Origin of the sequence: Spirochaeta isovalerica, from assembly GCF_014207565.1 — a bacterium.
GTDB classification, from domain to species: Bacteria; Spirochaetota; Spirochaetia; order DSM-2461; family DSM-2461; genus Spirochaeta_F; species Spirochaeta_F isovalerica.
Window position 1 is genome coordinate 213,644 of the sequence record NZ_JACHGJ010000004.1, and the last position, 23,643, is coordinate 237,286.

Annotated in this window: 27 protein-coding genes; 4 read left to right on the top strand and 23 right to left on the bottom strand. The window is 46.1% G+C overall.

Annotated elements, in window-relative coordinates:
• Window positions 1-43: 43 nt before the first annotated feature.
• The 3 genes from aat to clpS are packed head-to-tail and all read right to left on the bottom strand — an operon-like array spanning window position 44 to window position 3,376.
• Window positions 44-778, bottom strand: a complete 735-nt coding sequence (gene aat / locus HNR50_RS12365) for a leucyl/phenylalanyl-tRNA--protein transferase (RefSeq protein ID WP_184747084.1) — start codon at window positions 776-778, stop codon at window positions 44-46.
• Window positions 775-3,069, bottom strand: a complete 2,295-nt coding sequence (clpA, locus tag HNR50_RS12370) for an ATP-dependent Clp protease ATP-binding subunit ClpA (RefSeq protein ID WP_184747085.1) — start codon at window positions 3,067-3,069, stop codon at window positions 775-777. The genes aat and clpA overlap by 4 nt, the downstream gene beginning before the upstream one ends.
• 1 nt (window position 3,070) lies before the next feature.
• Window positions 3,071-3,376, bottom strand: coding sequence for an ATP-dependent Clp protease adapter ClpS (clpS, locus tag HNR50_RS12375; RefSeq protein WP_184747086.1), 306 nt, complete (start codon window positions 3,374-3,376; stop codon window positions 3,071-3,073).
• 110 nt (window positions 3,377-3,486) lie between these two features.
• On the opposite strand from clpS, the gene HNR50_RS12380 reads away from it, so the two are divergent.
• Window positions 3,487-4,155, top strand: a complete 669-nt coding sequence (locus tag HNR50_RS12380) for a hypothetical protein (RefSeq protein ID WP_184747087.1) — start codon at window positions 3,487-3,489, stop codon at window positions 4,153-4,155.
• On the opposite strand, the gene HNR50_RS12385 is transcribed toward HNR50_RS12380, so the two are convergent.
• The 17 genes from HNR50_RS12385 to HNR50_RS12465 all read right to left on the bottom strand — a co-directional run bounded on the left by HNR50_RS12385 (window position 4,139) and on the right by HNR50_RS12465 (window position 17,612).
• Complete coding sequence (locus HNR50_RS12385) at window positions 4,139-4,447, bottom strand: CxxCxxCC domain-containing protein (protein ID WP_184747088.1); 309 nt, start codon at window positions 4,445-4,447, stop codon at window positions 4,139-4,141. The genes HNR50_RS12380 and HNR50_RS12385 overlap by 17 nt on opposite strands.
• A 17-nt stretch (window positions 4,448-4,464) precedes the next feature.
• A complete protein-coding gene (locus HNR50_RS12390; protein ID WP_184747089.1) occupies window positions 4,465-6,483 on the bottom strand; it encodes a tetratricopeptide repeat protein in 2,019 nt (672 codons plus the stop codon).
• 20 nt (window positions 6,484-6,503) lie between these two features.
• A complete protein-coding gene (locus HNR50_RS12395) occupies window positions 6,504-7,172 on the bottom strand; it encodes a tetratricopeptide repeat protein (protein ID WP_184747090.1) in 669 nt (222 codons plus the stop codon).
• The gene (surE, locus tag HNR50_RS12400; RefSeq protein WP_184747091.1) at window positions 7,169-7,921 is read right to left on the bottom strand and encodes a 5'/3'-nucleotidase SurE; all 753 of its coding nucleotides are present in this window, start codon (window positions 7,919-7,921) and stop codon (window positions 7,169-7,171) included. Before surE ends, HNR50_RS12395 begins: the two co-directional genes overlap by 4 nt.
• 3 nt (window positions 7,922-7,924) lie before the next feature.
• Entirely contained in the window at window positions 7,925-9,085 is a 1,161-nt protein-coding gene (galK, locus tag HNR50_RS12405) for a galactokinase (RefSeq protein ID WP_184747092.1), read from the bottom strand.
• A gap of 332 nt (window positions 9,086-9,417) precedes the next feature.
• Entirely contained in the window at window positions 9,418-9,627 is a 210-nt protein-coding gene (gene rpmE / locus HNR50_RS12410; protein WP_184747093.1) for a 50S ribosomal protein L31, read from the bottom strand.
• Window positions 9,628-9,672: 45 nt separating this feature from the next.
• Window positions 9,673-11,448 carry a transcription termination factor Rho gene (gene rho / locus HNR50_RS12415; RefSeq protein ID WP_184747094.1) on the bottom strand — a complete coding sequence of 592 codons (1,776 nt, stop codon included), beginning with the start codon at window positions 11,446-11,448 and terminating at the stop codon, window positions 9,673-9,675.
• Window positions 11,449-11,582: 134 nt separating this feature from the next.
• Window positions 11,583-12,077, bottom strand: a complete 495-nt coding sequence (locus HNR50_RS12420) for a CinA family protein (protein ID WP_343060180.1) — start codon at window positions 12,075-12,077, stop codon at window positions 11,583-11,585.
• On the bottom strand, window positions 12,070-12,459 hold the full coding sequence (locus HNR50_RS12425) for a bactofilin family protein (protein ID WP_184747096.1): 390 nt from the start codon (window positions 12,457-12,459) through the stop codon (window positions 12,070-12,072). Before HNR50_RS12425 ends, HNR50_RS12420 begins: the two co-directional genes overlap by 8 nt.
• A gap of 33 nt (window positions 12,460-12,492) precedes the next feature.
• A complete protein-coding gene (locus HNR50_RS12430; RefSeq protein WP_184747097.1) occupies window positions 12,493-12,714 on the bottom strand; it encodes a tetratricopeptide repeat protein in 222 nt (73 codons plus the stop codon).
• A gap of 10 nt (window positions 12,715-12,724) precedes the next feature.
• Complete coding sequence (locus tag HNR50_RS12435) at window positions 12,725-13,462, bottom strand: response regulator transcription factor (RefSeq protein ID WP_184747098.1); 738 nt, start codon at window positions 13,460-13,462, stop codon at window positions 12,725-12,727.
• A gap of 132 nt (window positions 13,463-13,594) precedes the next feature.
• Window positions 13,595-13,912: an HU family DNA-binding protein gene (locus HNR50_RS12440; RefSeq protein WP_184747099.1), complete on the bottom strand. Its 318-nt coding sequence runs from the start codon at window positions 13,910-13,912 to the stop codon at window positions 13,595-13,597.
• Between the two features lie 26 nt (window positions 13,913-13,938).
• On the bottom strand, window positions 13,939-14,205 hold the full coding sequence (gene rpsT / locus HNR50_RS12445; protein ID WP_184747100.1) for a 30S ribosomal protein S20: 267 nt from the start codon (window positions 14,203-14,205) through the stop codon (window positions 13,939-13,941).
• 529 nt (window positions 14,206-14,734) lie between these two features.
• Entirely contained in the window at window positions 14,735-15,628 is an 894-nt protein-coding gene (locus HNR50_RS12450) for a PSP1 domain-containing protein (protein ID WP_246434001.1), read from the bottom strand.
• 12 nt (window positions 15,629-15,640) lie between these two features.
• Window positions 15,641-16,141 (bottom strand): DUF327 family protein, encoded by a 501-nt coding sequence (locus HNR50_RS12455; protein ID WP_184747101.1) that lies wholly within the window; start codon window positions 16,139-16,141, stop codon window positions 15,641-15,643.
• Window positions 16,129-16,590, bottom strand: a complete 462-nt coding sequence (locus HNR50_RS12460; RefSeq protein WP_184747102.1) for a bactofilin family protein — start codon at window positions 16,588-16,590, stop codon at window positions 16,129-16,131. The genes HNR50_RS12455 and HNR50_RS12460 overlap by 13 nt, the downstream gene beginning before the upstream one ends.
• Complete coding sequence (locus tag HNR50_RS12465) at window positions 16,590-17,612, bottom strand: M23 family metallopeptidase (protein WP_184747103.1); 1,023 nt, start codon at window positions 17,610-17,612, stop codon at window positions 16,590-16,592. The genes HNR50_RS12460 and HNR50_RS12465 overlap by 1 nt, the downstream gene beginning before the upstream one ends.
• Window positions 17,613-17,821: 209 nt before the next feature.
• On the opposite strand from HNR50_RS12465, the gene HNR50_RS12470 reads away from it, so the two are divergent.
• Genes HNR50_RS12470 through HNR50_RS12480 form a run of 3 tightly spaced genes read left to right on the top strand, consistent with a single transcriptional unit; the run spans window position 17,822 to window position 19,979 of the window.
• Window positions 17,822-18,604, top strand: coding sequence for a TatD family hydrolase (locus HNR50_RS12470; RefSeq protein WP_184747104.1), 783 nt, complete (start codon window positions 17,822-17,824; stop codon window positions 18,602-18,604).
• A complete protein-coding gene (gene dusB / locus HNR50_RS12475; protein WP_184747105.1) occupies window positions 18,594-19,589 on the top strand; it encodes a tRNA dihydrouridine synthase DusB in 996 nt (331 codons plus the stop codon). Before HNR50_RS12470 ends, dusB begins: the two co-directional genes overlap by 11 nt.
• Window positions 19,590-19,637: 48 nt before the next feature.
• Window positions 19,638-19,979 (top strand): TraR/DksA family transcriptional regulator, encoded by a 342-nt coding sequence (locus tag HNR50_RS12480; RefSeq protein ID WP_184747106.1) that lies wholly within the window; start codon window positions 19,638-19,640, stop codon window positions 19,977-19,979.
• A gap of 73 nt (window positions 19,980-20,052) precedes the next feature.
• On the opposite strand, the gene HNR50_RS12485 is transcribed toward HNR50_RS12480, so the two are convergent.
• From HNR50_RS12485 to leuA, 3 genes are all read right to left on the bottom strand, one after another.
• The gene (locus HNR50_RS12485; RefSeq protein ID WP_184747107.1) at window positions 20,053-20,556 is read right to left on the bottom strand and encodes an NUDIX domain-containing protein; all 504 of its coding nucleotides are present in this window, start codon (window positions 20,554-20,556) and stop codon (window positions 20,053-20,055) included.
• Between the two features lie 163 nt (window positions 20,557-20,719).
• On the bottom strand, window positions 20,720-21,781 hold the full coding sequence (gene leuB / locus HNR50_RS12490; RefSeq protein ID WP_184747108.1) for a 3-isopropylmalate dehydrogenase: 1,062 nt from the start codon (window positions 21,779-21,781) through the stop codon (window positions 20,720-20,722).
• Window positions 21,782-21,804: 23 nt separating this feature from the next.
• Window positions 21,805-23,496 carry a 2-isopropylmalate synthase gene (gene leuA, locus HNR50_RS12495; RefSeq protein ID WP_184747109.1) on the bottom strand — a complete coding sequence of 564 codons (1,692 nt, stop codon included), beginning with the start codon at window positions 23,494-23,496 and terminating at the stop codon, window positions 21,805-21,807.
• Between the last annotated feature and the right edge of the window lie 147 nt (window positions 23,497-23,643).

Genomic DNA, 23,643 nt, shown 5'->3' on the forward strand with positions numbered 1-23,643 from the left:
AATAGGAGTAAGAGAAGAAACAGGAGAACAGTTTTTTTTGTATTCATTTAAGGATATCCCTTAGACCTTCGGAATCGGGAAATTCGGGAAAGATGCGGTTCCACATGCCTCTATAATCGGGAAAAGAGAGCTCTTTCTTCAGAATTCCGTAAAAGTCTTCCCGCCTAATGTTCTCTGCACCCAGACTTTCAAGGTGGTCCGTATGATCCTGACTGTCTATGATTTTAAAACCGCGGTCCTTAAGGAAAAGAGTAAGAAGAATAAGAGCGGTTTTTGATCCGTTGGGAACGCGGGTAAACATGGATTCACCGAAAAAGACCCTGCCTATGGATACGCCGTAAAGACCCGCGACAAGATTTCCCTTATCCAGAACCTCGACAGAATGGGCCCATCCCATTTCATGTATGGCGCAGTAAGCCCGGAACATATCTTCGGTAATCCACGTGCCTCTCTGCCCCTTCCGGACAGAATCGCGGCATGCTCCTATGACCTTTTGGAAATTCCGGTCCAGCACCACCTCATATTTCTTTTTACGGATCTCTTTTTTCATGGATTTAGAGATTTTCAGGTTTTCCGTGAAAAGGACGAAACGGGGATCGGGGCTCCACCAGAGAATGTCCTGCCCTTCGCTGTACCAGGGAAAAATTCCCTGGCGGTATGCCGAGAGCAGCACTCCGGGACTGAGATTGCCGCCCACGGCTACAATTCCCTCTTCTGTCGATTCTTCAACGGGAGGGAAGAAAATGTGTTCTTCTTCGCTGAGCCAGGGGAAACTCAAGTGAGTTTCCGCCTCGAGATTCGTATTTTCACATCGTCATCAACAATATCTGCGACAGCGTTTCCGCCTTCCGAAAGATCTCCGAAGAGAACCTGATCCACAAAGATAGTTTTGATTTTATCTTCCACGAGGCGGGCGATATTTCTGGCGCCGAATTCCGGGGAGTACCCCTCTCTGGCCAGCCAGCTCACACATTCATCGCTCACTGTGAGCGTAACTTTTTTCGCTGTGAGCATTTCACGGAAATGTTCGATTTCCTTATGGACGATTTTTTCGACAATTTTCTGATCGAGCCGTTCAAAGAGCACGACTTTATCGAGCCGGTTACGGAATTCCGGTGTAAAAGTCCTTTCGATGGCCTTTTCCATAGAACCGACCTGAACCATATTGTCTCCGAATCCGATAATGGCCTTGCCCAGCTCGCCCGCTCCCGCGTTGGAAGTCATGATGATGATAACGTTGCGGAAATCGGCTTTGCGGCCCATATTATCCGTCACAGTGGCGTAGTCCATCATCTGCAGAAGAATATTAAAAATATCGCGGTGCGCTTTTTCAATTTCGTCGAGAAGCAAAACCGCATGGGGCGTTTTCCTGATAGCATCGGTCAGAAGACCTCCCTCTTCAAACCCCACATAACCGGGAGGAGAACCGATTAAACGGGAAACTGTATGCTTCTCCTGATATTCACTCATATCGAAGCGATGGATGGCAATTCCCATTTCATCGGCCAGTGTTCTGGCCAGTTCTGTTTTCCCGACTCCCGTAGGACCGACGAAAAGAAAAGAGGCGATCGGTTTATCGGGGTTACGGAATCCGGCTCGGGACCGTTTGACAGCTTCGACAACAGCAGATACGGCGTTGTCCTGACCGTAAATCTGTTTGCGCAGAAGAGCTTCCAGTTTTTTCAGCTTGTCCGTTTCACTGACGGAAACGCTCTTTTCCGGAATTCCGGCTATTTTTGAAATAACCAGTTCAATGTCTTTCTCCGAAACTTCCGGAATAAGGCTATCGCCGTTCTTCTCGCTGAAAAGCCTCTTCCAGGCTCCCGCTTCATCAATGACATCGATGGCTTTATCGGGGAGCTTCCGCTCATTTATGTACTGCGCTGAAAGATCGACAGCCGATTGCAGCGCCTCATCGCTGTACATGACTCCATGGTGCTGTTCATAAACGCTCCTCAGTCCCCTGAGAATCTGGAGCGTTTCATCGGTTGAGGGCTCATTTATATCAATCTTCTGAAAACGGCGCACAAGTGCGTGATCCTTTTCAAAGTGCTTTTTATACTCATCAAAGGTGGTGGAACCGATACACTTCAGCGTCCCGCGCACCAGGGCCGGCTTGAGCAGGTTTGAAGCGTCCATAGCCCCTCCCGACACGGCACCCGCTCCGATAATAGTGTGTATCTCGTCGATAAAAAGAATGGCTTTTTCCAGATCCTCCAGTTCTCCGAGAACAAGTTTCATCCTCTCCTCAAAATCACCGCGGAACTTGGTTCCCGCAAGGAGAGACCCCATATCGAGAGAAAAGATGGAATAGCCTTTCAAGGGACCGGGAACATCGCCGGCAACGATTCTCTGGGCCAGCCCCTCGGTCACGGCCGTTTTACCGACTCCGGGATCCCCGACATGTACGGGATTATTTTTAAGACGGCGGGAGAGAACCTGAATGGTCCGCTCGATCTCCTCTTCCCGGCCTATCAGGGGCTCGAGCTTCCCTTCTTCCGCCAGCGCAGTGAGATTCGTCGTGTATTTATCCAGATTGGTCTGTTTCTTTTTGGAGGTGTTTTTTCCGGTGTCGGCGCTCTTCATGTGATCGCGGACAAACTCATAGTCATCCTCATTAGCTTCGTCGGATTCGATTTCCTCTTCTTCGTCTATCCTGTGGGAGAGAAAATCAAGAAGGGTCAGTTTTTTCAAACCGGCTTTCTTCAGAAAGTAGGAGCCGTAACTCTCTTCCTGTTCCAGAATGGAGACAAGCAGATCGCCGATTTCGATAGTCTCCTTTCCGGCAGCTTCCATGTGAATCATAGTCCGTTCGATAACGGTCTGCAGCCCGACAGTCTGAAAGGGATCCAGATCTTTGACCCGGGGTATGTGTTTTTCGAAATACACTTCCAGTTCCTCGACCAGTCCATCCGTATCAATGCCGCACTGTTCCAGGATCTCTTTCGATTTATCAAAGGTCAGAGCCGTATAGAGAACATGCTCTGCTGTAAAATACTCATGATTGCGGTTTTTTGCTTCATACCAGGCCGAATTGATAACAGTCTGGACATCTTCGCTGATATTCAATCTATACTTTCTCCATTATGCATTTGAGGGGGTATTCCCTATCCCTGGCAGCGGAATGCACCTGGGCTATTTTCGTCGCGGCTATATCATGTGTGTACAGACCAACGACACCTTTTCCCTTTTTATGAACATCCATCATAATTTTGGCCGCTTCTATGGGCGGTTTGTGAAATATTGACACAAGGACCTCGACAACAAAATCCGTCGTCGTGTAATCGTCATTGAGCAAAATGACCCGATACATATCAGGTTCTTTGATTTCTTCTCTTATCTCTTCTTTCAGTTGCCCGTCATACTGTTCCGACATATCCTTAATTTATACAATTTTTACGCTATTTTCAATAAAAGTAAGGGTTTTACAAAAAATAGCAGGTGGAGTATATTTATTATTGAACCATCTGATTTCAGGAGGATATTTTGAAAAGAACTCTCACTATCGCTTTATTTTTTCTTACAGCCATGAGTCTCAGCAGTCAGTATTTTTTTGACGATTTCACCGATTCCCAGAAACTGGATACAGCTCATGCCTACCTGATGGTCAGTGAACAGTTCGCCAAACTGGGAGATGCCAAACAGGCAGCCAAATTCAGGGAAATGGCTTTATTCATTTATCCGGAACTTCTTATAATGGATAAAGAAAAGATTGAAGAAGTCGTGGAAGCCGCGGCTCAACCGGAAAGGCCCCGGATAACCGGACCGGACAGGAGCGGTATGATTCGGTATTACTTCTCCAAACTCCTGCGAAGCGTCACCACAGGTGATCTGGAAACGGCTGATTCGCTCATTGCCGAAAGATTATATCTGCCCGAATATGAAGGCGGTCTGACAAAATCCCAATTAGCTCCCATGGTCTCGGAAATCTATGCAGAGTATGATCTCTCCTCGCTTTCCCCATCGGATCTCTACGATCTTGATTCCATAAGAGTGGATAAAGTTGAAGAAGGGACTTATCTTCTCACTATCAACGGAGCGGACGATGAATCGCTTTACCGCACAGGAATAACCTTCTTCGGCAGAGTCCAAACTTTCCGGTTCAGACAGTTTGATACGGGTTGGAAAATCGATAAAATTACGGCTCTTTTCTGAAAGTTTCCACATAACCGCAATCGGGGGGGAGCCAGCGGGCGAACAGCGCGTGCCTGGCTCCTAATCTCGAACAGTCCTTGCAGATTTTAAATCTGTTCTCATATACAGTGCATTGATTGGTATAGGTATCCAGATAGGTACAGGGACTGTTGAAATCAATGTATATAACACCTTCATCTGTTTCGTTTTTCTGGTAACAGCAAGCTCCGCACCCTTTGCAGATCGAATCCCATTCCCCTCTATAACACGTCAGAAAAGACTTTATCAATAAACCGAGATTTTTGTATTTCAAGATTCGCTATCCTCCGGTTACTGGATGGGCGGGTAATAACCGGACTCGTCCCGCCCGCTTTTATTGACATAAAGAACTTCGAGCTCAACCGGTATATAAGCCCTGCCGAAATCGGGATCGCTGTTCGACTTGTAGCTGGCTGTATAAATAGCGCTCGGAGTGTACTTCATATCCTCGAGAAGCGGTGCAATCCCTTCGGGCCTGAACATGTAGACAGTCTGGCCGCCTGTAGTCTCTGACAGATATTCCAGCTCTCTGTTCTGTCTACCCGAAACCGTATAAACAGTATTGAAAACAATATTATTGTTTTTATAGTAGGCCGCCAGGTCAATAACATCGTATCTGTCAAATGCATTGGCAGGAAGATCTCCCTGGGTAATAAACAGTACCGATCGTCTGTCACGCCCCGGAATCATCTGCGAAGCAGCCAGACGTATTCCCGTATCGGCTACCCAGTCGGAAGACCACTGCGAAGTGGCTTCTTCAATAGCTCCGGAGACTGAATCATCATCGAATGAACTGATAACATAGGGCGTCTCGCCAATTGAGATAAGAGATTTCGAACTGCCGGTTCCGGAAGAATAGATCTGCTTGAGCAGTTCCGCAACAGATTCGCTGTAAGGGGACATCTTCTGTGATCCATCAACCAGAATCGTCATGTAGGAATCTGTACCGCTGAACCCTTTGAACTCCAGTGAATATCCTTCAACCCCGCGGGATTTCTCCGTGATAATAAAGTTATCCTTATCGAGTCCCACAACAGCCTGTCCATCGCGCCTTTCAATGGAAAAATCCACGATTATTTCAGGAAACGAATCGGCGTTGATTCTGTTGATCCTGACAAAGAGCCCTCCGTAGACAGATGAAAGCTCCGTGAGAACGGCTATGCGGTTCGTATCGTAATCAGCCACTAGAAGATTCCCGTTTTCATCCAGCTCTCCATCCATGGAGCGGAGACTGTTGCCGGTTCTGTCCACCATAAAGGAGAGATGATCCATTTCCCGGTCATACCTGCGAATATACGGCCCGTCGGCAATGAGCAGATCATCACCATAGAGACTTAATCCCTCGGGTTTGTCGAGCTGCCCCTTTAACAGCGTCTCCAGATAGTTGCCGCTGTCATCAAAAACAAAAAGGGATTTTGCCACGGCATCGGCAGCGTACAATCTGTCCCCGTCGAGGACGATACCGGTCAACCACTGAAAACCGGGGAAATCACGATCAGACCGACCGATTTCCAGAACATAATTTCCTTCGAAATCATACTTAACGATTTTTCTGTTTCCCGCATCGGTTACGTAAAAGTATTTCCTTTCGTCGGAAGCCAGATATTGAGGACCGAGAAGCTGTCCCTCGCCGATTCCCTTTTCTCCGATTTCCCGTTCCCGGGAGCCGCCGGGCCGGCAGAGAGAAACCCTGTTACCCGTAAACTCGCTGAGAAGAAAACGACCGTCCCTGAGGGGATATATATCAAAGGGGTGATCATAACCTTCAAAACCGCCGTCAAAAGTCTCTTTGAGAGAACCGTTTGCATCGTAACGGAGTACCTGATTCGTTGCGAAGGAAACGACATACATTCCCCCCGAACCGTCCGTAGTCGGAACAGCAGCCGTCGGTCTGTTGAAGAGAGTAAATCCGCCGAGCCTGTTTTCAAGTTCCATATGGACGACCCATTTTTCTTCCTGTTCCGGCTGTATAGACAAAAGCTGCCGATATTTGACAAGCTCGGCAAGATTTATCAGCGATGCCCCGGCTTGCCCGTTCGAGATGATTTTATCCCATTCGGCCAACGCGGCATCCTCAAGACCGGACATATAGTAACTGCGCCCCAGCCAGGAAAGGATAGCGGGATTTTCCGGTTTTAGAGCCAGTGCTTTTTCCAGAGATTGAACCGCTTTATTATAAAACCCGTTATTGAAAGCGATAACACCCCATCTGAGATTCTCTTCAGCTTCTACAGCCTTCATATCTATAGCCTGACCGTAAAGTCCGGTTACAAGAAGCATTAGTATTAACAGTAATTTGAAGGTTTTCATACGTTCATGTCTCCCGGACCCTAAAAGCGGGATTCCACAGTTTTAAGATGTGAAGCAATATCCTCATCATCAGGCCAGACTTCTTTTGCCCTGCGCAGAAAACGGATAGCTTCGACAATATTCCCGTCTTTGTAATAAGCCCATCCCACAGAATCGAGATAAGCACCGTATTCGGGATTTTTCTCCAGAGCTTTCAAACAGAAATCTACCGCTGAACGAGTCGATTTGCCTTCCTCCGCCAGAATAAAGCCATAGGAATTGAGGCTGTTTGGATTATCCGGTTCCAGTTCCATAGCCTTTTCAAGATAATCCAGAGCTCTGGAGAGATTCCCGCTCCCGTAACAGCAGTAAGCCAGAGTAGAATAGATCTGAGCTGACTCGAATCCCTCATCAATCACCTGCAAAATCAGATTGATAGCCTGATCGTACCGCTCGGTTATACTGTAGAGATAACTGAGCACCATGGAACTCTGAAAAACTCTCAGAATATGGATATCATAGCGGATGACAAGATCGAAAAACCTCTCCGCTTCTTCGAAATTTCCAAGCTGAGTATAGCATAAACCGAGATAATATGCTGTTTCGGGATCTTCTTCATATACGGCATCGATTGCCAGGAGCGCTTTGACCGCTTCCTCGTAATCTCCATTGTTGTAGAGGTTTTTGCCTTTATCTCTTCTGGAAATCATGTTACTACTCTCTTGAACTCAGCCGCTCTGTACAATTCGTCCTCTTTGTGATTAACAGGATGAAGAAAAACGGGAGAGATGGATATATTTCCTTTCAGTATAGCAGAAGAATCCTCACCTGACAGGTCAGAAGATTCAATTCCCTTGCCGGAGAGAAAATAATAGTTATATCCCCGGGGAGCCTTAAAGGTCACCAGCTCATCGTCGTAAATCCTGATCGAGGGGTGGGTGATTTCCACATCCCAGTCCCTTCCTAACTGCTCAGGAATATTGATATTGACGAAATGATCCTTATGCCACAGTTTCTGTAATATCTCAAGGTTTCCTCCGATAAAAGCAGAAGCTTGAGAAAAATCAAAAGGTCCATGCTTTTTAGCCAGAGAAACAGCGATGCCCGGGACATTGTTGAGCGAGGCCTGCCGTGCTGCTGCAGCCGTACCGGAATAGAGAATATCAGTACCGAGATTCGGCCCGAGATTTATTCCGGAAATCACCAGATCGATAGAATCGGGTATTGCACCGAGAAGAGATATGGCTACGCAATCAGAAGGGGTCCCGCTGCAGGCGAAAACCTGAGGTTCGATTTCAACGGTTCTGATGGCATCATGAAGAGTAATAGACTGTGATTTTCCGCTTCTGTCGCCATCGGGAGCCATGATCCAGACATTGTGTTCTTTTTGGAGAAAAGCATGAAGAGATCTGAGACCGGGACTGTCTACACCGTCATCGTTGGTCAGTAGAATCGTCAACCGTCACCTCTCTTCGGGATAGATAATTTTAACCCCCGAGGAAGGTTTGCAGATAAAATCTTCCGCTTTAAAACCGAATATTCTCTCGTACTCTTCCAGGTGTTCTTCGTACGTACCGATTTTATCTTTTTCGATCAGAGTTACCGTACAGCCGCCATAACCTTTACCGGTCAATCGGGAGCCGAGAACGCCCTGCGTTTCCAGCGCTCTCTTTACAAGCCAGTCCAGCTCGGGACAGGAGACATCAAACTGATTTCTCAGACTATCGTGGGACCGGCTCAAAAGCCGACCGCACATAACCATGTCTTCCTGTTCCAGAAAACCTTTCATATCGAGAACTCTCTGATTTTCATCCAGGATATGCATGGACCGGCGTCTCGTATCTTCACTGACGCCTTCTATGCTGAGGCTGAGATCCTTCTTGGTAAAGTCCCGCAGGGAAGAACCGCTCTTCTTCGATGAAAGAGCATCAACGATAGTTCGAAAATCTTCATAATAATCTATTTCGTCGTCTATCTCGATAAGAGAAGGTGGTATTCTGGTATCGGTAATGAGGAAACAGTGATCCCTGAATTCCAATGGAATATATTCGTACTCAAGACTCCGGGTGTCCAGAAACATAGCCTGTCCCTCCCGGGCATAGTAAGTCAACAGAAAAGAGGAAATACCGGTTTTCTGTCCGAGGAAAACCGATTCAGACTGCCTTGCCGCTTCGATAACCTGAACGTCAGTCAGTTCCAGTTCGAAGAGTTTCTTGAGAGCGACTGTCAGAGCGATAGCCATAGCTGATGAAGAGGCTAAACCGATACCTTCGGGAATATCTCCCCAGATAGTAATATCAACACCTTTGAGGACGCAGCCGATGCGTAGAAGCGAAGAGATGACACCTTTGGGATAATTAGCCCAGCGGTCTTCTCTTTTCTTTTTCAAGTTGGAGATCGTTGTTTTTTTTCTTTCATCGTAATTCACGGAATAAAAGCGGAGAGAGTTATCATTTCTTCTGGAAACAGCGACCTGGACATATCTGTCTATGGCCACAGAAAGGACATACCCTTCTGAGAATTCCGTGTATTCCCCAAGCAAATTGATCTTCCCCGGAGCTGATGCAATCACTTCCGGTTCAGAGCCATATTCTTTTTTATGAAGGGAAACAATCTCATTCATAATCAAGCACCTGATGTTTAAGCTCTAATACACTATTCATCTTAAGTCTGAATCACCTTTTTATCAACAGAATTCCCCCTGAGAAGCCCGGCCTCCCAAAACGGAGTTACGCAAACAAGCTCCCCGAGCCACTATTAGATTATATTCCATTTAAAAGATAATTGAAAGCACGCTAATTTGCACACACACAACACCCCGATGCACGGGGTGTTGCCGATGACGCGATCTTTAGAGCGTCAAACATTTCCCGATGCACGGGGTGTTGCCGATGACGCGATCCTCTGAGCAAAAAAAAAGCCGTCCCGAAGGACAGCTTCTCAAAGATTTTAAAATCAGTCTTTGTTTTTGATACCGTATCTTTTGTTGAACTTTTCAATTCTACCGGCTGTATCGACAAGCTTCTGCTTACCGGTAAAGAAGGGGTGACAGGCTGAACAGATTTCCAGTTCGAGATCACCGTTTGTGTTTTTCACTTCGAAAGTGTTACCGCAGGCGCAGGAAATCTTGGCCAGCTCATATTTCGGATGTATTCCGTCTTTCATTTATATTTCCTCCAAGGGGCTCCGTTTCAAAGACCCCGTTTTTAATCAGGCCGTAGTATTCATTGACCTGAGGAACGCTTCATTATTCTTAGTTTTCCTCATTTTGTCAACAATCATCTCAGTGATCTGTATATCATCCATAGGACTGATTACTTTTCTCAGGATCCACATCTTGTTGAGCTCTTCATTCGTCAGCAGAAGATCCTCTTTTCTGGTTCCCGATTTCTTCAGGTTGATGGCAGGATAGAGACGTTTGTCCGCCATTTTCCTATCCAGAACGACTTCCATGTTACCGGTACCTTTAAACTCTTCAAAAATAACTTCATCCATACGGCTTCCTGTATCGATAAGCGCCGTGGATACGATTGTCAGGCTACCGCCGTGTTCAATATTTCTGGCCGCTCCGAAAAACCGTTTCGGTCTGTGAAGTGCATTGGAGTCGACACCGCCGGAAAGAATTTTTCCCGATGTGGGAACGGTCTGGTTATAAGCTCTGGCAAGACGGGTAATGGAATCGAGAAGTATGACGACGTCTTTTTTATGTTCAGTCAGCCTTTTAGCTTTTTCGAGAACCATCTCCGCGACCTGTACATGACGGGAAGCCGGTTCGTCAAAAGTGGACGCGACAACTTCACCCTGTACGCATCTCTTCATATCCGTTACCTCTTCGGGACGTTCATCAATAAGAAGTACGATAAGATGTACTTCCGGATGGTTTTCCGTTATGGCATTGGCTATTTTCTGCAGGAAAATTGTCTTTCCCGTTCTCGGGGGAGATACGATAAGACCTCTCTGTCCCTTTCCGATCGGAGAGAAAAGATTGATCATCCTCGTAGAGGGATCAGCAGATTTCGTCTCCATATTGAGCCTTTCCTGGGGAAAAAGAGGCGTCAGGTTTTCAAAGGCGACGCGGGACTGGGCCGCAATGGGATCATCGTAGTTGATAGTTTCAACCCTGAGCATGGCAAAAAAGCGCTCGCCTTCCTTGGGGGACCGGATCTGACCGTATACAGTATCCCCTGTCCTCAGATTAAAAAGCCTAATCTGCGATGGCGAGACATAAATATCATCGCCGCCGGGAAGATAGGAATTATGCGCAGACCGCAAGAAGCCGTATCCATCTGGAAGGATTTCCAAAGCGCCTTCGGCGAAAATGACACCATTTAAATCTATATGGGCTTTAAGAATGGCGAATATTAATTCCTGCTTCTTCAATGTTATCAGATCATCGCGGTCAAGCCCCATATCGATGGCGAACTGCCTGAGATCGGGCATGGTTTTATTGCTCAGTTCATTTATTGTGATTCTGGGTTGATCATCAGTGGGTAGCGGAGCCTGTTTAGGAGGCTTGGATGATGACTCTCTTTTGGATCTGTTATTTCTATTTCTGGAATAATTTCCCCGTCTCGATGAAGAACGATTGTCATTTCTTTTTCTGGAATCGTCATTTGCATCATCAGAGTTATCAGAGCCGGATTCAACAGGCTGCTGTTTTTCTCTATCATCGGCAGACGACTCTGCGGGATTCTCATCAACCGGCTCTTCCGCAGCGGCTTTTTTAACAGTGCGCTTGCGTTTGGCAACAGGCTTCGCCGGTTCTGAATCTTCAGTATTATCAGAAACGGAGTCGTCTCCACTTGTCTCATCGTTCTCTGTTTCAGTCTTTTTGGATTTAACTCTAACCGCTCTTTTACGCTTGGGTTTGACGACTTCTTCCTGAGCCGTTTCGACTTCGAGATCAAGTTCCGGTTGAGACGAATCTGAAATTTCAGCCGTGTTTTCTTCAACTAAAGGAGACTGATTCTTACGAATAATAGCCATGATTTCTCCAAATTATTTTCTATGTATATATAAAATATTGATTATTTTTTAGTAAATGATGTGAACCGGTATGCGGGAAGCACAAAAGAAATTCATTATTACTTAATTCAATATATTGATTCATTTATTAACTGTCAATAGTCAATATGCGAAATCAAATCAATAAGCATGGAGATAGCCTGCTTTGCAGTCTCACCTCTTATTGCGGCTCTATCGCCCTCGAAATGATAAATCCGGCTCAGGACCGTCCCCTTTTTTAAGGCGACACCTATCCAGACCGTTCCTACAGGCTTCTCAGCCGTTCCTCCGCCGGGACCGGCGATTCCCGAGACAGCTAGGGAACAATCAGCAGTGCTGCGCTTCAGCGCACCTTCAGCCATTGCCCTGACGGTTTCATCGGAAACAGCGCCGAAATGCTCCAGAGTCTCAGCCGGGACTCCAATCAGTTTCTCTTTGGAATCATTGGAATAGGTGATAAAACCACCCCAGAAAACTTCGGAACTTCCGGCCATATCGGTCATTATCTTGGCAATAAGCCCGCCTGTACAGGACTCGGCAGCTGTCATTGTCATATGTCTCTCCAACAGGAGGTGATAAAGCGATTTTGCCGAAACCGAAAGATCAGACACTCTTAACCGACTGTTTCAGCTGAGATACCGTAGCGGAGAATATATCGATGTCTTCCGGGTTGCGGATCATCTCACATTCCCCATCAAACTCAACACCTTCGGCCACTTTGAGATTAGGAGTCCGGATATTACCGAATATCTTTCCGCTTTCCAGCATTTCAAGCTTTTCGGAAGCCTCAATGTTTCCGATAACTTTTCCGCCGACAATAATGGTGCGAACTTTAATCTGAGCTCTCACTTCAGCGTCTTTTTCAATATATAGGAAACCGTCCGATTCAATATTCCCCTCAAAAAAACCGTCAATTTTCAGAGAGTCATTAAATCTCATCGTTCCTTTAAAGGATGTTTCACTTCCGAGTACTGTTGAATTGTTTTCTGTCATTATTCTATAACCTGTCTGCCAGCCCCGAATGGACTACTTTGATGTCATTACGAACACGCCATCCCAATCTTCAGATGGCGGATTGCTCATATAATGTTTACATCTGGCATAATACACTTTCGAAGGACCATCGTCACTATCAATTTTCAAAGCCTGGGCGAATTTTTTGATGGCTTCACCGAAAGACCGCTCTTTATAGAGGACTCTACCCTCTTCGAATAGAGCGATTACTTTCTTTTTCTCTTCGGAAACCATATAAACTCTCCTAATTCAGGACTTTACTGTCGGTATTATTCCATTTACTGAAATGTTTTTCAAAATGCTCGTCGAGATCCTCGAGAGACAGCTCGTATTTTTTCAACTCCGCATCACGGCTCTGAAGCTGAATGATTTCATCTTCGAGACCGGCTATAGCCGACAATGTTGTTTCACATTCAAGCTTAACGCTTTCAGAGAACTTCTGCACAGCCTGGGCATCTTTTATATCGAGCTTCTTGACATCTTCGAGAAGATCGGTAACAGGTTTTTTAAGATGCTCTGTAAGATAAACAAGCGATTTATTTAAAGACTCATAGACAGCCATTCTTCTCTCTCTGTGAGAGATCTGATTAATTACGGCGCTATGACGCAAAACAGCTCTGATGCGCGCCAGAACTTCCGAAAAGTTGAAGGGTTTAATTATATAATCGTCAATACCGAGTTCAAAACCCTCGACCTTGTCTTTCACTTCATCCATGGCGGAAAACATGATTATCGGTATATTCTTGTACTCTTTATATTTATCGCTTTGCTTGAGAAGCTTAGTGATCTCCCAGCCAGTAAGTCCCGGCATAATATTATCAAGGAGTATCAGGTCCGGATTTTCATCCACGACTTTCTGAAGTCCGGATTCGCCGTCATCTGCCAGGGAAACGTCAAACCCCAGTCTGGTCAGCATAACTTCAAAGAGTTCGAGATTGATTCTTTCATCGTCTATAATCAGTATTTTGTTGTTAGTATCCATGTCATACCCCTCTTTGCTATTGTCCTATACAACATTTGACTTGTCAACTTATCAGTTGTCTGCAGGTGAATATCAATTGAACGGATAAAAAAAAAGACTCAGTCCAGGTTTCCCCGAACGGAGTCTTTGTTTTTATTGAGCATCGGGTTCTTTTCTCAGATCCCATGCCAGGGTTTTCAGCTCTTTACCGGGCCTGAATACTGTCACTCCGTGGCTTTCCACGGGAACGACTTCGCCGGTTTTCGGATTTCGGGCTTTTTCCCGCCCTTTCCGGGTCCTGATTTCAAAGGTCCCGAATCCGCGAAGTTCAACGATGCGGTCATCTTCAAGCGCTTGTTTTACTTCTTCAAAAAACTTATCAATTACAGTGTGTATATCTTTACGGCTGATTCCTGAATCTTCGTAGATATGCTCAATAATCTCAGCTTTTGTTAACTTGACATCTGTCATGCGTTACTCTGGTCTGCACTCAGACTTTAAGAAGCCATTCCTACAAGAACTTTGTGAAGTCTTGATTTCTTACGTGCAGCAGTATTTTTGTGATACACACCTTTACCGGCAGCCGTGTCGATAAGCTTAACAAATTTCTTGAAGTTTACCTCCGCAGCTTCGCGGTCATGTTTTTTTACGGCAACCTCAAAAGCTTTGATGCTGGTCCGCACTGAACTCTTGATAGTTTTATTCCGCATTCTGCGTGTGAGACTCTGTCTGTGTCTCTTCGCAGCATTGAGTGAATTAGGCAAATTCTTACCTCCAATATTTTAATGCCCTACATAAAGTACGACGTCTGAAAAAATTACCAAATAAACCGCCCCATGTCAATATGAATTGCATTAGTGACCGTCTATTTACCGGATAGAACATTCTGGGCTGAGATTGGATCTAAATCAAGGCAGGGCAACGAGTACGATGCGAGTGTACAAAAGTACAGGAGCAACGCACGCAGTTGTTCTAACGCAGAGTTAGATTCAAGATCAGCGCAGAAAAAAAAAAGGGGTGGCCTTTGACGCCTCCCCTCTCATTACTTAAACAGAAATTATCTGAAATCGCTAGGTTTTCTTTCCTGTCTATTGCATTTGTCGCATTCCGCGTGATGCTTCATTTTTCCATTAGCAAAAATGGATCTCATTTTAACTTCTCCACCACAGGGGCAGAAGAATTTATGTGTACCCGAAGTGGTACGGGCGTTTTTACTGACTCCAGCCATGATAAAACTCCTTATACAATACGGGGCATCTTATAAGAATAAAGTTACCCTGTCAATATACTATATCAATTTTCAGGAGAGACCGTCAATTTCCAGCTTCTCTTTTCGCTGTTGTATTCAAAAGAAGATGCGGGAATATCAAAAAACCTGCTACCTTCTCCGGAAACTTTTACTGTTCTAGAGAAGATATTTATCTCTTTGACAACATAATACACTTTGCCGAAATAAACTTTATTGCCTTCGGAAGGCAGTTTCTTTCTCTCTTCCTGATAATAATCATACTCATAGGAAAGACAACAGAGCAGACGGCCGCAGGGGCCTGAAATTTTCATGGAATTGAGAGAGAGGTTCTGATCCTTAGCCATTTTTATGGAAACCGGCCTGAGGTCATCCATGACACCGTGACAACAGTAGTCACGTCCGCATACTCCGAGACCGCCTAGAACACGGGACTCATCGCGGACTCCGATCTGTCTCAATTCTATCCTCATCTTAAAAATGGAAACCAGATTTTTTACAAGTTCGCGGAAATCAACCCGGGCTTCAGCTGTAAAAAAGAAAAGGACTTTTGCCTCATCGACCAGGTAGTGAGCCCCTACAAGCTTCATATCCAGTTTCTGCTCCCTGATGCGATCACGGCAGATTTTAAAGGCTTCTTCTTCCTTCTGGTTATTTTGCTCTTTCTTCTCAAGATCTTCTTCGTTTGCCTTGCGTATATAACGTTTCAGGTCTTTTTTGCTGCAGTTTTTCTGGCCGCAGCACACGGGACCGAGAGCGGAGACGAGATCTCGTCCATACCTGGTTTCGATGATGACTTTCTCCCCTTTTTCAAAGGAGATTCCCGCATCAATTTCGCAAATTTCAGTTTCACCTGAATAATCTATTTTAAAACGATAGGGAATTTTTTCTACGGTGGATTCCACCATTTCATCCCTTTCGACTACTGCTTCCTTTTCCAAAAGAAAACTCCTTCAACTCGTAAAATTCACCAGAAGACCGTAAATCTCATCAACTCCCCGAAGAATATCCATCTGATCCTTCTGGGAAGTGAGGATATAGGCTGCAAGTTTTTCCAGCTTCGTATCCACAACTTTGATAAGAGTATACTGCTTCTGTTCCATTGTCCTGGGATTTCTTATCCCCGCAACGGTTTCGGCTTCTATGCCATTTTTGACTACGTAATTGAAGAAATGCTTGATCGATTCACGATACTTCTTCAAATTGGCTAATGTCTGTTCGCTTTTCAGCGTTTCTCCGATCTGATACAGATCATCCAGTATTTCTTCCAGCTTTTCATGTTCTGCCGACAGAGTCCCGAGGGTTCCATTTCCCGAAACAGAATCCTGAGAGTCTGCAAGGAGTGACCCGAAGGTATGTACCTTACCGGCTTTTTTCTCATCTTTCTTTCTCTTCCCCTTTTTATCGGGATTAAGATGGAACGCCGCGGATGAAGGAAATCCTATTTTTTCCACGAGAGAAACTCAGCTTTTGCCTTATCCTCTTTTTTTTCCTCTGATGTACCCCAATCGGGTTTATACTCCGAAACAGCTGCACCTTTTCTGTGCTCGTAAGTGGAGGCTTCACCAGAGAGGACCCGGCATTTACCATTGAAGATGACGCCCTCTTCGATAATTATTCCCGGAGCTTCTATATTTCCGAGAACCATACCGGTTGAGAGTACCACGACTTTCCCCGTTGAATAAATATTTCCTTTAACGACTCCGCCTATTACGACTGAGCCGGCATTTATACTGCACTTGACTCTTCCCGATTTGCCGATCAGAACTTTTCCGTCTGTATTGATGCTGCCGGTAAAATCACCGTCGATTCTGAGGAGCCCCGATAGATTCAGTTCACCGTCAAAACGCGTGCCTTTACCGACAAGGGAATTGATATAGGAGTTATCTTTGCTGTTACTCATTATTTATACTCTTCAATCGTCCATTTAATGACTTCATATGCATTGTCCGTCATATTGATAAACTTGGCGGGATCAAGAACCTGAGAACCGATCCGCACTTCGTAATGAAGGTGGGGACCGTCGGACAGACCGGAGTTACCCATTGTTCCGATAACATCCCCCTGTTTCACTTCCTGACCTTCTTTAACGTATATATTCTGCATATGGGCGTATTTCGTATCAAAACCGTACTTGTGCTGAATGACCATATAGTGGCCGAAACCGTTCTTCTCATAATCGACCAGAGTCACCTTGCCGTTTGCCGTGGCGACGATCGGCTGACCCATTCCGTATCCCAGATCAAGTCCCTTATGAAGATACCATTCTCCGGTAAAGGGGTGAATCGCCGGACCATAGGGATTCGTAACCCTTCCGCGAACGCCTTTCAGAGGCCATAAGGTAGGGATATCAGTCAAAAGGGCTTTCTGAGAGAGAAGCACATCGGTTATCTCATTGAGCGGCTCAATGGAATTATCGAGAGACATTCTGAGTTTTTTCAGATCTCCCACTTCATTGTTTGAATTGCTGTCCGTTTCGATCATATTGACGAAATCGGAAAGGTCGCCCTGAGAACGGGCCAGAGATTCGTTGGCACTGCTGTCGATTCCGAGAGAAGTGAGCGTTTTACTCAATGTCTCATTAAACGAACCGGCAACTTTCATAAGTGAATCGATCTCTTCCCGGACGACTTCCAGACTGGCTTCGCTGTTCCGCAGATTGCTCCGGCTGGCCATGAGCTGCTGACGGTTGCCTGTATAATGGGTTGAGAACCAGAAAAAAGCTCCAAGCAGAGCCAGAACGAAAACTCCCGAAAAGACGAGAGTGAAAAGAGATATCTGAATATTAACAACTTTTTCTTCGGAATGAGGAATGAACATAACTGTCAGTTTCCGGCGACCCGCTTTAATGAAGCGGACAAAAAAATTATCCCGTCGACTTGTCATGGAAAGGAGATTATCGTCCTTTTTCTTTCTATCCCTCATGGTTTTTTATATCCTGATCGCATAAAAGATGCTCGCATGTATTATAATAGATTTTCGGCACTTGGATTTTATACCATAATAGCTTATTTAAGCAAGATTATCCCATCTTTTACCAATTAAGTCAAATTTAATAGTATTGGCTCTGTACAACCCAGGCTTTTGATACGATAATAAGGCCATCATCCATTTTAAATTATAAGCGGTACAATATGAATTATTTTGATACTCACGCTCATATCGGGCTTATACACGAAGATCCGATCGAACAGTTACTCATAGTGAAAGAAGCAGCCAGAGAAGGTGTCAAAGGCATTATAAGCATCTGCAATAATCTGAGGGATTTTCCCGAAATTTACGATAATCTGTCATCTGCATCCAATGTCTATTTCAGTGCCGGCGTATCCCCTTCTGAAGTTGATCATCCCGGTAAAGACTGGCAATACGTGCTGACCGGATTTCTCAAACAGAACAAAGTTGTCGCGCTAGGCGAAACTGGTCTCGATTATTTTAAAAAATACGGCGATAAGAACTCCCAGGTGGAGCTGTTCATTCAACAGCTTGAGATTGCCGATCACTACGAACTCCCCGTTATCATTCACAACAGGAATGCGGGAGATGATATTCTCGATATTCTCAAGACGAAGCTTCCCGACAGAGGAGGTGTTCTCCACTGCTTTTCCGAGGATTGGGGCTTCGCGAAAAAAGCTCTGAGCCTGCACGATAATCTCTACATCTCTTTTGCGGGAAATCTGACATACAAAAATGCCAAGAACCTTCATGAGACAGTAGCCAATATGCCTCTGGACAGAATCGTAATAGAGAGCGAAAGCCCCTTTATGATCCCTGCGGAACATCGCGGAAAGAGAAATAAACCCAAATATCTTCCATCTACAGCCGATTTTGTAGCCCAGATCAGAGATACAGACCTTGAAACGATTTGCGAAAGCCTTTATGAAAATTCATTGAGGCTATTCAATATCGATGGAAAATAGAAAGAATTTATACAAACCTGTTAAAATAGGAAAGCTGGAGGTGCCGGGAAATCTTTTTCTGGCACCTCTTGCCGGTTATACGGACCGGGCTTTCCGCAGAATCTCCCGCGAAATGGGAGCAGACTTCACCTACACAGAAATGATCTCTTCGGAAGCTGTCGTCAGAGGGAATGACAAAACACTCGACCTGGCGGAAAAAGCGCCGAATGAGGAGATTTACGGTATCCAGATTTTTTCCGGCAGCGCGGAATCCGCCGCCGGTTCTCTGGAAAAACTCCTGCCCTTCAACCCCTCGGTCATTGACCTGAACTGCGGCTGTCCCGTTCCCAAAATAATCAAATCCGGTGCGGGATCGGCTCTTATGCAGAATCCTGAAAAAATCCGGGAGATAGTCAGAGCGCTGACATCTCTGACCGATATTCCCGTAACAGTTAAGATCCGTTCCGGCTGGACTTCCGACACAATCAATTATCTCCAAGCGGCGGAAATGGCATTGGAGGGAGGCGCCTCTCTCATATCAATCCATCCCAGAACGAGAGCGCAGGCTTACAGCGGGAAGTCGGACTGGTCATGCATAAAGAAGCTGAAAGAGGAGTTCGATGTTCCGGTTATCGGTTCAGGTGATCTCTACTCCGGTGAAGATGCCAGAAGGATGCTGGAAGAAACGGGTTGCGACGCCGTGATGTTCGCCCGGGGAGCCATCGGCAATCCTTTTGTTTTTGCTGAATCCAAAGCGGTTCTGACAGGAGAATCCCGGACCGCACCCACAGAAGAGGAAAGAGTCGAAGCCGCTTTCCGCCACTTCGATTACGCTGTAGCCTACATCGGTGAAGAACGGGCAGTCAAAGAGATGAGAAAGCATCTCTGCGCTTATACAAAAGGCATTCAGGGCGGCTCGGCTTTCCGGAACAGGATCGTCCACGGCACTTCGGTCCGGGAATACAAAGAAATGTTTGATGAATTTCTCGGGAGCCTGCGCTTGTGACCGGAAAAAAGAGAATCAGAGATCGCAGGAATCCGGGATTCCATCATAATGACTGAATTAGAACTTTTAAAGTTTCGGAAACAAATCGAAGAGGGTATTGAAGAGATTCTCCGGCGCATGCCTTTTTTGAAAGAGGAAGCCAGGGGCAATCCCTACAGCTGCAGTATTGGAAAAGTGAGTTGGATGGATTCCCAGAATGACAAAGGAATCAGCGAGCAGCTCCTCAGGGAGAGCAAACTCCGCCTTGAAAAACTGCGGAACGCCATGATGCGCATAGAGAACGGTACTTACGGCATATGCATCCGCTGCGGGAATGCTATCCCCCCCGGCCGTCTTGAGATTATCCCCGAAGTTCTTCTATGCCTTTCCTGCGCCGAAAAGAAAAAGTGATTATCTGATAAACCTGTTCTGCCCCGGGAACAGGGAAAGCAATTCTCCAGGCTTAAAAATGAGCGGTAAATAATTATTCCAGACTTTCAAGAAAGAGGATTTCCCTCCTGGTCCACCGGGGCGGAGAGGGATTGTTTTTCAGGACGGATCTGTTCAGTTCCAGCGCTTTAGCGGGCTCTATCCAGACAGGTGTCATCTCTAGCGCCTTTTCATAATCATCGAGGTTCTGAACCGTCTGTTCTCCTGTATCAACTTCGCAGGAATAATAATGAGAATTCATCCGGAAAAAATCCATATCAGGTTCCGCGGCCTCGGAAAACTCCGAAATTAATGCAATTTGCGGCCCCATATCCGAAATGATATAACCGCTTTCCTCCAGTATTTCCCGGCGAAGAGCCTCTTCGTGATTTTCTCCTGCTTCGATCCCGCCACCGGGAAGTTTATAGTCTCCGTTCTGAGGCGAATGAATAAAAAGGACCCTGTCTCCGCTCCTGATATAAGCTCTGACAGCTTCTCTGGTAAAACTGTTTCCCTGAAGATTAAGCGATTTCTGATGATGAAGTTTCAGTTCTATCATGATTCCTTCCGGTTTTTATAAAATACTGCCACATGACCTCTAAACCGGTCTATATAAAGGCTGACATCAACGGTTCAATAAATTAAAAGATGTCAGATAGATTTTATAAATCAGACAGCCTCTATACTGAGGCTGTCCTGTTAATGCAATAACTTAATACAGATTAAATGAAAGAACAGATGAGATCGCCCATCGAAGAGGTGCTGATGATCTCATCGCCTGCTTTTGCGATATCGCCGGTCCTGTGTCCATCGGCAATCACTTTATCGACAGCTTTCCTGATAGCCGTTGCCGCTTCAACTTTTTCGAAAGATGTTTCCAGCATCATGGCGAGCGACAGAATCTGGGCGATTGGATTGGCCTTACCCTGTCCGGCGATATCGGGGGCACTTCCTCCCGCCGGCTCGTAAAGGCTGATTTCCGCCCCGAGAGAGGCTGAAGGGAGCATGCCCAGAGAGCCGCAGATGGCCGCGGATTCGTCGGAGAGAATATCTCCGAATAGATTGGAAGTGAGTATGACATCGAACTGAAGCGGATTGAGCATCAACTGCATGGCCGCATTGTCCACATACATATGCTCGAGCGTCACTTCGGGATAGTCCTTAGCCACTTCGATAACGACTTTTCTCCAGAGCTTGGAACTGGAAAGAACATTGGCTTTATCGACCGATGTCACTTTTCCCCTTCTCATTTTCGCCTGCCGGAAAGCGACATGGGCGATCTGCTCAACCTGCTCCCGCGTATAGATCATCGTATCGAAAGCTTCTTCATCGGTGAGTTTTTTCGGCTGGCCGAAGTAGATGCCGTGGGCCAGCTCCCGGACTGTAAGCAGATCGACTTTCCCTGAAAGCACTTTGGGAGAAAGAGGAGAGCTTTCCTTCAGTTCTTCATAAACGACTGCCGGTCTCAGGTTGATATAGAGGCTCAGGAGTTTTCGCAAAGCCAGAAGTCCTCCCAGTTCGGGAGTTAATTCCGGTGCCAGGTTATCCCATTTTGGCCCGCCGATACTGCCGAGCAATACGGCATCGGATCCCAAAGCCAGTTTCTGTGTTTCTTCGGGAAGGGGATGACCTGTGGCATCGATGGCCGCTCCGCCAATCAGCCCTTTTTCTATTTCAAGCTTGAAGCTGAATTTTTCTTCAGTTTTGTGAAGCACTTTCAGGGCTTCATCCATAACTTCCGGGCCTATACCGTCTCCCGGCAATACTGCAATTTTATCTGCCATTCTATATGTTTCCTTTCTTCTGATTAGTCCATTTTATCCATGCGGTCCAGCGCACAGAGAAGAGCTTTAAGCGAAGCGCCATTAATGCTCGGGTCGACTCCGACCCCGAATCGTCCCTGTCCGTTTTTATTGACCATCTGAATATAAGCCACAGCCTGGGAATCGGCTCCTTCGGTCAGAGCGTGCTCGCTGTAGGAACTGAGTCTGACGCCCTCCTCAAGATGACCCGATTCGATAAGTGCGTGGAAAAAGGCGTCGATAGGACCATTTCCATGGCCGGTCATCTCAAATCTCTCACCCTTCTCTTCCATTGTGGCGATGATTTCAACGGCATTGTGAACGTCGGTTGCTTCATCGTCATCGAGTATAGCATTGATTTTATACTTGTGGAGTTTCAATCTCCGCCCGTCGGTGAGATACTCTTTGTTGAATACATCGTATATCTCATCGCCTTTGAGCTCATCGCCCCGTTCATCGGTGATTCTCTGAATAATGGCGCTGAACTCGGGATGCATGGCTTTGGGAAGCTTGAGACCATACTGATCTTCCAGAACGAAGGCAACTCCGCCTTTTCCGGACTGACTGTTGATTCTGATAATGGCCTCGTATTCCCTCTGCAGGTCCGCCGGCTCGATAGGCAGATAAGGAAGGTCCCAGATCCTGCTATCGGATTTCCTGTATTTTTCCAGACCTTTCCGGATAGCGTCCTGATGGGAACCGGAGAATGCCGTATAGACAAGTTCTCCTGCGTAGGGATGGCGCGGAGGAACTGTCATCTTTGTGCACCGCTCGTAGACTTCGATCAACCTGTTGATGTCACTGAAATCCAGTTCAGGGTCGATTCCCTGGGAGTAAAGATTCATGGCCAGCGTGATGATATCCACATTTCCGGTTCTCTCTCCGTTTCCGAAAAGCGTTCCCTCAACCCTGTCCGCTCCGGCAAGAAGTCCCAGTTCCGAGGCGGCTGCTCCGGTCCCCCGGTCATTGTGAGTGTGGAGGCTTATTATCAGGTGCTCGCGCCTGTTGATATTGCGGCACATCCACTCGATCTGATCAGCATAAATATTGGGAAGTGACATTTCCACGGTGGCGGGCAGGTTTATTATCAATTTATTCTCTTCATCGGGGTCGATAATCTCAATGACAGCATCGCAGATCTCTTTGGCGAAATCGAGCTCCGTTCCGGTGAAACTTTCCGGTGAGTACTCATAGCGGATTTCCGTATCGCTGTGTTTCGCGGCAATCTCCTTTATGAGTCTGGCGCCCTCCACAGCTATTTCTATAATCTCTTCGCGGCTTTTATTGAATACCACATCTCTCTGAACTGTAGAAGTTGAATTATAGAAATGGATAATCGCTTTTTTGGCCCCTTTAATGGCCTCAAAAGACCGCTCTATCAAATGAGCTCTTGCCTGAGTGAGAATCTGAACCGTTACATCCTCCGGTATGCGGTTTTCATCTATCAGACGTCTGAGAAACTCAAACTCTGTTTCGGAAGCGGAGGGGAATCCGACTTCGATCTCTTTGAACCCCAGGGACAGGAGTAGTTCAAACATTTCAATCTTTTCTTCAACGCTCATGGGAACCGGCAGCGCCTGATTACCGTCGCGTAGATCCACACTGCACCAGCCCGGTGCTTTCGTGATTGATTTGTCTGGCCATTGCCGATCGGGAAGATCGACAGGCTTGAATGCTCTGTACTTCCTGTAATTCATAATGTATCTCCTGTCTTTTAGGGGTGTCCTCTTCTCTTTTTTAAGAAGATGATGCGATATTCGCTGTCCTCTCAAAATAATGAATGAGAAAAAAGGTGTCCAAACTTTTATCACATTATTTTTGAACATAGCTTTTTTGTCCAGTTT

What these genes read in the sequence shown, in the direction of transcription:
- HNR50_RS12425 (WP_184747096.1), bottom strand. Translation starts at nt 12,459, where the DNA reads ATGACAGAAAACAATTCAACAGTACTCGGAAGTGAAACATCCTTTAAA.
- dusB (WP_184747105.1), top strand. Translation starts at nt 18,594, where the DNA reads ATGGAAAATAGAAAGAATTTATACAAACCTGTTAAAATAGGAAAGCTG.
- leuA (WP_184747109.1), bottom strand. Translation starts at nt 23,496, where the DNA reads ATGAATTACAGGAAGTACAGAGCATTCAAGCCTGTCGATCTTCCCGAT.
- leuB (WP_184747108.1), bottom strand. Translation starts at nt 21,781, where the DNA reads ATGGCAGATAAAATTGCAGTATTGCCGGGAGACGGTATAGGCCCGGAA.
- HNR50_RS12395 (WP_184747090.1), bottom strand. Translation starts at nt 7,172, where the DNA reads ATGATTTCCAGAAGAGATAAAGGCAAAAACCTCTACAACAATGGAGAT.
- HNR50_RS12430 (WP_184747097.1), bottom strand. Translation starts at nt 12,714, where the DNA reads ATGGTTTCCGAAGAGAAAAAGAAAGTAATCGCTCTATTCGAAGAGGGT.
- HNR50_RS12485 (WP_184747107.1), bottom strand. Translation starts at nt 20,556, where the DNA reads ATGATAGAACTGAAACTTCATCATCAGAAATCGCTTAATCTTCAGGGA.
- HNR50_RS12435 (WP_184747098.1), bottom strand. Translation starts at nt 13,462, where the DNA reads ATGGATACTAACAACAAAATACTGATTATAGACGATGAAAGAATCAAT.
- rho (WP_184747094.1), bottom strand. Translation starts at nt 11,448, where the DNA reads ATGGCTATTATTCGTAAGAATCAGTCTCCTTTAGTTGAAGAAAACACG.
- HNR50_RS12460 (WP_184747102.1), bottom strand. Translation starts at nt 16,590, where the DNA reads ATGAGTAACAGCAAAGATAACTCCTATATCAATTCCCTTGTCGGTAAA.
- HNR50_RS12470 (WP_184747104.1), top strand. Translation starts at nt 17,822, where the DNA reads ATGAATTATTTTGATACTCACGCTCATATCGGGCTTATACACGAAGAT.
- HNR50_RS12480 (WP_184747106.1), top strand. Translation starts at nt 19,638, where the DNA reads ATGACTGAATTAGAACTTTTAAAGTTTCGGAAACAAATCGAAGAGGGT.
- HNR50_RS12440 (WP_184747099.1), bottom strand. Translation starts at nt 13,912, where the DNA reads ATGACAGATGTCAAGTTAACAAAAGCTGAGATTATTGAGCATATCTAC.
- HNR50_RS12390 (WP_184747089.1), bottom strand. Translation starts at nt 6,483, where the DNA reads ATGAAAACCTTCAAATTACTGTTAATACTAATGCTTCTTGTAACCGGA.
- HNR50_RS12465 (WP_184747103.1), bottom strand. Translation starts at nt 17,612, where the DNA reads ATGAGGGATAGAAAGAAAAAGGACGATAATCTCCTTTCCATGACAAGT.
- clpS (WP_184747086.1), bottom strand. Translation starts at nt 3,376, where the DNA reads ATGTCGGAACAGTATGACGGGCAACTGAAAGAAGAGATAAGAGAAGAA.
- galK (WP_184747092.1), bottom strand. Translation starts at nt 9,085, where the DNA reads ATGAATGAGATTGTTTCCCTTCATAAAAAAGAATATGGCTCTGAACCG.
- rpmE (WP_184747093.1), bottom strand. Translation starts at nt 9,627, where the DNA reads ATGAAAGACGGAATACATCCGAAATATGAGCTGGCCAAGATTTCCTGC.